The sequence below is a fragment of the Bacteroides sp. genome (genome assembly GCF_029057325.1).
In the GTDB taxonomy this organism is placed as follows: Bacteria; Bacteroidota; Bacteroidia; order Bacteroidales; family Bacteroidaceae; genus Bacteroides.
This window is the reverse complement of record NZ_JAICZW010000157.1, coordinates 19,206-27,668: the sequence shown is the minus strand read 5'-3', so window position 1 is coordinate 27,668 and position 8,463 is coordinate 19,206. Positions and strand designations below refer to the sequence as shown.

Below are 8,463 nucleotides of genomic sequence, written 5' to 3'. Positions count from 1 at the left end.
ACTATATTCATGATAACCGTTGCGTTGTTCTTTGTGCGGCAGTTGGAGTATATGCTGAGTGCCGACCTTGGTTTCCGCACGCACGACATCATCACCTGCCGGATGTATGTGTCTAAGTTTGGCAATTATAAAACGGATGTCGAAGATTTGAAGGAGGAGGGTAGGAAACAACGGGCGAGCTTTGAATTGGTCAACAAACGCATGGCGGAAAGCACCCTGTTTGAACATTGGAGCAGAGGAATCAGCTTGCCATTTGCCGCATTTAACGCGAAAAACTTTGCGCTCAACAGGGCTGAGAACGGTTTCCAGCAAGCATTGGCAGCAAGGATGACTACCCACGATATGGCAATGTACGGCTTTCAACTGGTAGAGGGAAGAGTATGGAATGACTCCATCGACGAAGACTTCACCATCAACAGTTTCAAAGTGATTATCAACGAGACTGCCAAGAAAGCCTTTGGCATCAAAGACATCACTAAGGACAAACTGCAACCGGAAGAGGCGCATTTCGCTTCGAGCAGCTTACCTGATTTCTACAATCCGCCTTGCGAAATAGTAGGTGTCATCCGGGATTTCAATGTGCGCCATCTCTCGAAAGCCCCCATACCTATGATTATCTATTACGATAACTCTAAAGTGGGGGGAATATTCACGCTCACCGCTTCGTACAAACACGAGAATCGGGCAGCGGTCATCAAGTTCCTGCGCGATATATACGAGGAATCCACGGGACGAACCGACTTTGAATATACGCTGATAGAAGACGAGATTGACAAGATGTATCGCGAGGACCGCCAGGTGGTACACATCTATACGCTCTTTGCGGCCATCGCCATATTTATTTCTTCCTTAGGGTTGCTGTCCATCTCCTTGTTCGACATCCGGCAACGGTATCGGGAGATAGGTTTGCGCAAGGTGAACGGGGCACAGGCAAAGGACATCTATCCCTTGCTCCTTAAGAAGTATCTTTCGGTATTGGGCATAGCCGCCTTGGTAGCCATACCTATATCTTGGGTAGCCATCGTGCTTTATCTGCAAGACTTTGCCCACAAAGCCCCCGTCACTCCTGGCTTATTCGCCACGGCAGTAGGCATTACAGCCGTCATTTCCTTGCTGACCATTGTCTGGCAGATACGCAAAGCGGCGAATATCAATCCGGCAGAGGTAATCAAAAATGAATGATACATACACCAAAGAGATAACAAATCAGTAAAACATCAATCATAGTAACAAAAGACATGAAGACACTGAATTATGCATTACGCTTCCTGATGCGTTCCAAATCATATACAGTTATCAACCTGCTGGGACTCTCGCTGAGCCTGGCTTGCAGCATCGTGCTGATGCGATACATCCATCGGGAAGTGACGGTGGATGCCCATGCCGTCCGGCCTGCCAATGTGGTAGTCCCTTTGCGAGATGTGGACGGAAATGTATTTCCATGTGCGCAGAAATACATGGATACCACTTACGTCCAACAAGCGGACATCGTGGAAGAAACGCCGTTCATCCTGTTGGAGAAAGATAATCTGGTAGCGCAGGACAAGCCCTACACCACCAACCTCTTTGTGACAGACAGCACCTATTTCCATCTCTTCCACTACGAACTGGCCGATGGCAGCTTGCAGATGTCCGCTCCCGACGATGCGCTGGTGATGGAGAGCTTCGCTCGCAAAGTGTTTGGAAAGGAGAACCCGATAGGGAAGACCCTTACTTGTCCAGGGAACAAGACCGCTACCATACGGGGGGTGTTGAAAACGCCCCGTTGCAAGACCTCCCATACGTTTGACGTAATGCTCAATATAGGCTTGCAAGAACATTGGGGCTGGATGGAAGGGACCTTCATCCGCCTGCAACCGGGAATATCTGTAGAGACCATAAACCGCACGAGCCATGTTTACAGAAAGACGGATCATGGAACCGTTCGCTATGCCTACCTGCCGCTGGAGCAGTTTTATTGGGATGAAAGCCTGACCAAACATCCCGAAATGGAGCATCACGGAAACCGTTTACACCTCTTTCTGCTGGCAGGAGTATGCCTGCTGGTATTGCTGACAGGGATTATCAACTTCGTCAACCTCTATTCCGTGTGGATGATGAGACGCTCCAAAGAGTACGGCATCAAGAAGATTTTCGGCATCCGGGGAAGAACGCTGTTTGTTCAGTTGTGGCTGGAGAACATGCTGCTTATCACTTGCGCCCTGTTCGTTGCCTGGGTATTGGTAGAGGTTACCGCTGTGCCCGTCAACCGCTTGATGGAAAGCGAGGTTTCCTATAACGCTTTTGATGTCTGGTTGTCATTGGGCTTCTGGCTGTTCTTGCCACTGCTTACTTGCGCTTATCCCTACATCAAGTACAACTATCTGCCTCCGATGGTAGGCATCCGTGCAGTCAGCACTACCAGGCAGTCCATACTTGCCCGTCTTGCCTTCCTCTTTGTGCAGTGTGTCATTACGTTCTTGCTCATCATCCTGTCGCTCTACTTCGACAAGCATCTGCACTTCCTGCTGCATACAGAGCCCGGATTCCGTCAAGAGAGCATCCTCGTTGCCCAACTGCGCCTTGAGAGCGATTGGTATGAGAACGAGGCAGACCGAAATAAGAGCTATGTACGCTATCAGCAGATAAAGCAGAAGCTGGACGAATCTCCCTTTATCCGGCAATGGATGATGATTCAGGATGACATTTTGGATAGTAAAAGCATGATAAGCCTGATAAGCGACAAGGATGTCCGTCTGAACATACAGACGAAATGGGTTTCTGCCAATTTCTTTACCATGTACGATTTGAAGGCAGTAGAAGGAACATTGCCGGATGAAATCACCGACTGGCATACCTATAAGGTGGTCTTGAATGAAAGCGCTCTGAAAGCGTTCGGTTACGAGCATTGCGACGAAGCCTTTGTACGAGGAGAGAAGCCTCTATGGATGTGGGTTACATCCGATGGAAAGAGACATGAGGGAGGAACGGAACTTCTCCCCGTGGAAGCCGTGGTGAAGGATTTTTATACCGGACATATCACGGCCGGCAAATTGCCGGTTGCCTTTATGGTCAGCAAAAGTGGAGGCGGCACTAAAATGCAGATACTTTGTATGCCTGGCAAAGAGAAGGAACTACTCAGCTACCTGAAGCAGATGGAAAAGGAAATCTACGGCACCGAAGAGTTCGACTACTATTGGATGAAAGACAAAGTGGCGGCACTTTACGACAAGGATTGGCAGGTGACTGGCATCTACATGTTCTTTGCCTTTATCGCCATCGTAGTCTCTTGCCTGGGGCTGTTCGGCCTTTCCCTCTTCGACATTCGCAGGCGTTATCGGGAGATAGCCATCCGCAAGGTGAACGGTGCCGACGTGTATAGCATCTGCCTGTTGCTGCTTCGGAAATACATTCTGGTATTAGCAGGCGCTTTCCTTGTTGCCGTCCCCGTCTCTTATTGGCTGATAAGCATGTACACCGATAATTTTGTAGTAAAAACACCGGTAGGCGTGGGCATTTATGCCGTCACGCTGCTGATAATTTCCTTTATATTGATAGGAACGCTGTTACAGCAAATCCGCAAGGCGGCGAATATCAATCCGGCAGAGGTAATCAAAAGCGAATAACCAACTAAAATAAGATTAATCATGATAGGGCATTACATCAAAACAGCATTCAGAAACCTGCTGAAATACAAGACACAGAGCGTTATTTCCGTCATCGGGCTTGCCATCGGCTTTGCCTGCTTTGCATTTGCCAACTTGTGGATACACTATGAAATGACATACGACAGCCGGTTTGATGGAGCCGACCGCATCCATCTGCTTTATCAGAAGAGTTTACTCGACGAGACGGGGTATTCCACCGGAATGCCTTACCCGACATCCAGCCTCTTAAAAGAGAAATTCCCGGAAGTGGAGGATGCCTGTGCATATATGTTATGGGACGATACCGAACTGAAGGCAGAAGAGGGCATAACGATAAAGACACCTATGCTGCTGGCCGATTCATGTTTCGTCCATCTGTTCGGAATCAAGCTCCTGGCAGGTGATATGGATTTCCTGCACAATGATGCACAGGTGGCTTTGACCAAAGAGACGGCTATGAAACTCTTTGGAAGCACAGACGTACTGGGCAAGGAACTGACAGTGTCGGACAACAGGGTAACGGTCAGCGCTATCTTGGAGGGACTGGAGCATAGCAATCTTGCATTCGGTTGCTGGGGACAAGGCGGCTATTTCCATAAATGGCAAGATAATTGGAATCTCGGTGGCTTTCAGATTTGCATGAAACTGAAACAAGGAAGTCCGACCGAAGCGTTTCAGCAAAAACTGAATTGCTTTAAAAGAGACTCGCAAGATACAGACAAGCTTTTTGAGAATGTCAGGCTGATGCCGCTGACCCGGTATCACTATTCTGAGATTAACGAGAAGAAGTCCATTAAGTTCCAGTATCTGATATTCTTCTCCATCATAGGCGGACTGGTTATTTTCTGTTCTCTGTTCAACTATCTGTCCCTGTTTGTCACTCGCTTCCATATTCGTCAGAAAGAGTGGGAGCTAAGGCGGATGTGCGGCTCTTCGACCGGAGGAGTTCTTGCCCTTCTCATGGTGGAGTATGGCATCCTGATTCTGCAGGCAGGAGCTGTAGGCATGGTGTTGGTGGAGGTCTTTCTACCGGTATTCAGAGAGATGTCCGGCGTTACGGGAAATGTTTATGCCGAATCGTTGCTCTATTTCGTCGGGCTTCTGCTGTTGTCACTGGTTCTGCTGCTTCCTTTTACATTGCGCCGTACCGTAAAGAGAGGGGAGAGCAAGCGTTTCTTCGTTTACCGATGCAGCATTTGGTTTCAGATATTCATCAGCGTACTCTTCCTGTTCTGCATGAGCGTTCTGCTGAAACAGGTTTACCACCTCACGCATACCGATTTGGGATGGGAGCGTTACAACATAGCTGCTTTCTCTTTTATCTATCCTCAAGACCATTATGACGAGATAGCAGACAAGGTAACCCAAATGCCATGTACCCGTGAAGTATTGAAGGGACATCACGGACTCCTTCCACGCACGATTGGTTTGAGCCTGCATGTCGACCATTGGGATGGGAAAGTTGAAGGAGCGGAAGAAGTTAATATGCAAGGGCTGATGGAAGGAAAAGAGATCATAGACTTCTACCACCTCGAACTGCTGGAAGGAGAAGTGATGAAGGAAGAGGAGACCGATAAAGTCATATTGAATGAGACCGCAGTGAAGCTTTTAGGCATGGCTGACCCCATCGGGAAAAAACTTTATTTGTATAATGGTACGGGCAAAACAATCATCGGCATCGTGAAGGATTTTCATACCACGGCTCCCACCATACCCGTGAATCCGACCATATTTGTAGGCAAAAACGGCTTCAAAGGTTTCAGTAGTGGCAGAGGTGACCTTTTGGTGAAGTTTCATGAAGGGAAATGGAAGGAGTTGAAGAAGGAGGTGGAGCGTATGTTCAGCCAGTCCTATCCCAACGTAAGATACAAATTTGTGAATGTGGAAGAGGTCTATGAAGAGTATCTGAAATCGGAAAAAGTGCTGATGAAATTGCTGCTTTTCGTATCCATCGTATGTATGCTGATAGCGGTATTCGGCATTTACTCGCTTGTCACCCTCAGTTGCGAGCAGCGGCGCAAGGAGATTGCCGTACGCAAGGTGAACGGGGCAACGGTAAGGGACATTATGCAGATGTTCATCAAGGAATACATGCTGCTGCTGATATTGGCTTCTGTCGTAGCCTTCCCGATGGGGTATGTATTGATGACGCATTGGCTGGAAAGCTATGTAGAGCGCACAAGCATGAATTTGTGGATTTATGCCACTATCTTTGCAGGTATAGCCGCCACCATCCTGCTTAGCATCGGATGGCGAGTATGGAAAGCGGCAAGGCAGAATCCGGCAGAAGTAATCAAAAGCGAATAACAGAGTAACAAGAACCATTATGATAATACATTATCTTAAAATAGCATTCAGGAATCTGCTGAAATACAAGACGCAGAGTTTCATTAGTATTATTGGACTGGCAGTAGGCTTTGTCTGCTTTACATTTTCTGCCCTGTGGATACATTCTGAAAGAAGGTACGATCGTTACCATGAAGGGGCGGAGCGGATGTATCTGTTTTATAAAAAGAGCATCACTGATTATAATGGTTACGACACAAAAATCCGCAATCAGCTTTCTACCTTGCGCGAAAAGTTTCCGGAGGTGGAAATGGCTTGTGGCATCAACTTCTGGAAGAATCAGGAAACGGAAATAGATGATGGGAAAAAGGTTAGTATTTGCAAACTGATAGCCGATTCTACCTTTATGGAAATGTTTGGCATCAAGATACTTGCCGGTACCCCTAACTTTCTTTGGTCTGTTGCCGATGAACGTCAAAGGCATTTCTACGATGACGATGAACCGGTTGCCATTACCGAAGAGGCAGCTCTCCGCTTGTATGGAACAACGGCTGTGATAGGAAAGAAATTGAAGTCATTCGGACAAGCCACCATCTGCGCAGTAGTCACCGGATTGCCGCAAAGCAGCCTTTCGTTCGACCTTTGGGGCGGAAGCAGATATAGCGAATACATTTCCAATCCGTTGGTCTTTCGCTTGCGCAAGGGTGCCAACTTACAACGTTTCCGGCAGAAGTTGGATCGCTACAAGACAATACTGGATGGTAAGAGCGTGACGCCTTTCAAAGAATACCAATTCATACCGTTGAGTGAATTCCATTATTCGGATGCCAACAAGGATAGAAGCATTAAATTCAACTATCTGATACTTTTTACCATCATAGGCTTGATGGTGATTCTCGGGGCGTTGTTCAACTATCTTTCGCTGTTCGTGGTGCGGATGAGGATGCGTAGTCGGGAGATAGAGCTAAGGCAAGTATGCGGTTCCGGCAAGGGCAGGCTGTTTCTACTGTTCGGCATCGAATATACGCTTGTCATACTGCTTGCCGGAGTGCTTGGATGCTCGTTGTCGGAAATTGCGTCAGCAGAGTTTCGTGCCATTTCCGGTATGCAGGGAGACCTCTATCTGCCGTTCCTCTTCTTTTTTGCCGGCATATTGCTGTTGTCCCTATTGTTGCTGTTTCCTTTTATTACGCAACGCAAGCGTTGGGATGTGGTGCGCAGCCGTACCTTCCGCCGCTTCAGCATTCTGTTTCAAATAGCGACAAGCGTCCTGTTCATCTTCTCAGCAACGGTTATCATGAAACAACTTCATTTCCTTACCCATGCAGACTTGGGATGGGAGAGGAAGAATATCGCTTCACTGCATGTGACAAAGATGAAACCACGGGGTGAACATTTTGATTATTTTCATGAAGTGGCCCGTTGTCTGGCAGCTATGCCTTGCGTCAATCTGGTGATAGAGAATCATACCGGATTGCTTGCCGGACATTTCTGGGGTACACATTCTATCGACGACTGGGAAGGAAAAACATTGGATGACCCTTCATTGCCCATCGACCTGTTCTTTGAAGGGGAGGAGTTTGTCCGCTTTTACAATCTGCAACTGAAAGAGGGGCGTATGATGAACGATACCGACCCCTGGTATGTGGTGCTCAACGAAACGGCCGTGCAGAAAATGAACCTGTCCAATCCCATCGGGCAACAGATTGTTTTGGATAGCCATCCCACTGAAATAGTGGGAATACTGAAAGACTTTCACGTGACAGCTCCTACCGTTCCGGTGCATCCGATGGCATTCATCGGTAAAAGTGGGAAAGAACTTAATCCTGCTACCATACACACCGGCATGTTCATGATGAAATTCAAGGAAGGGCAGTGGGAGGACTTGGTATCAAGAATCAAGGAGATGGCAAAAGAGCTGGATATACAGACTTATAAATTGGAAAAGACGGAAGATGTATATGTCGTCTATTTGAAATCAGAATTCCTTTTGCTGAGAATGCTCGGCATGGCGGCTATCGTCTGTATCGTCATTGCCGCCTTTGGCATCTTCTCGCTTGTCACTCTCAGTTGTGAGCAGCGGCGCAAGGAGATTGCCGTTCGCAAGGTGAACGGAGCAACGGTGAAGGATATCATGCTGATGTTTATCAAGGAATATCTATCCATGCTGATAGCTGCTTCCATCCTTGCATTCCCCATAGGCTACCTATTCATGAAGCGATGGATAGAGAACTATATGGAACAGACTACCATCGGTATCTGGATTTATATGCTTATTTTTGCCAGCATTGCCATCATCATAGCATTCAGCATCAGTTGGCGTGTATGGCAAGCTGCCAATGAGAATCCGGCGGAGGTAATCAAGAGCGAATAGGAAAGGTATATTCAAGGTTCATCTGACATTTTGAGTGACGGCACACGATCAGTGAATAACCCTAATATGTATGAGGACGTAACGTGCTTTCAATCAGCCACATCATACTTTATTTTTCCTTTTCTATTTTTAAAGTGACACTTTAATGCGGATAAAGCGATACTTTAATAGGGATAA

Annotated in this window: 4 protein-coding genes; all 4 read left to right on the top strand. The window is 47.3% G+C overall.

The features are described 5' to 3' along the window. Positions 1-1,182, top strand: a 1,182-nt coding sequence (locus tag K2G43_RS10200) for an FtsX-like permease family protein (RefSeq protein ID WP_366525034.1), incomplete at its 5' end; no start/stop codon positions are given. Positions 1,183-1,238: 56 nt separating this feature from the next. Then, positions 1,239-3,605 carry an ABC transporter permease gene (locus K2G43_RS10195; RefSeq protein ID WP_300154834.1) on the top strand — a complete coding sequence of 789 codons (2,367 nt, stop codon included), beginning with the start codon at positions 1,239-1,241 and terminating at the stop codon, positions 3,603-3,605. A 21-nt stretch (positions 3,606-3,626) separates the two neighbouring features. Next, positions 3,627-5,933 carry an ABC transporter permease gene (locus K2G43_RS10190; protein WP_300154831.1) on the top strand — a complete coding sequence of 769 codons (2,307 nt, stop codon included), beginning with the start codon at positions 3,627-3,629 and terminating at the stop codon, positions 5,931-5,933. Positions 5,934-5,952: 19 nt separating this feature from the next. Beyond that, positions 5,953-8,286 carry an FtsX-like permease family protein gene (locus K2G43_RS10185; protein WP_300154828.1) on the top strand — a complete coding sequence of 778 codons (2,334 nt, stop codon included), beginning with the start codon at positions 5,953-5,955 and terminating at the stop codon, positions 8,284-8,286. Positions 8,287-8,463: the final 177 nt, after the last annotated feature.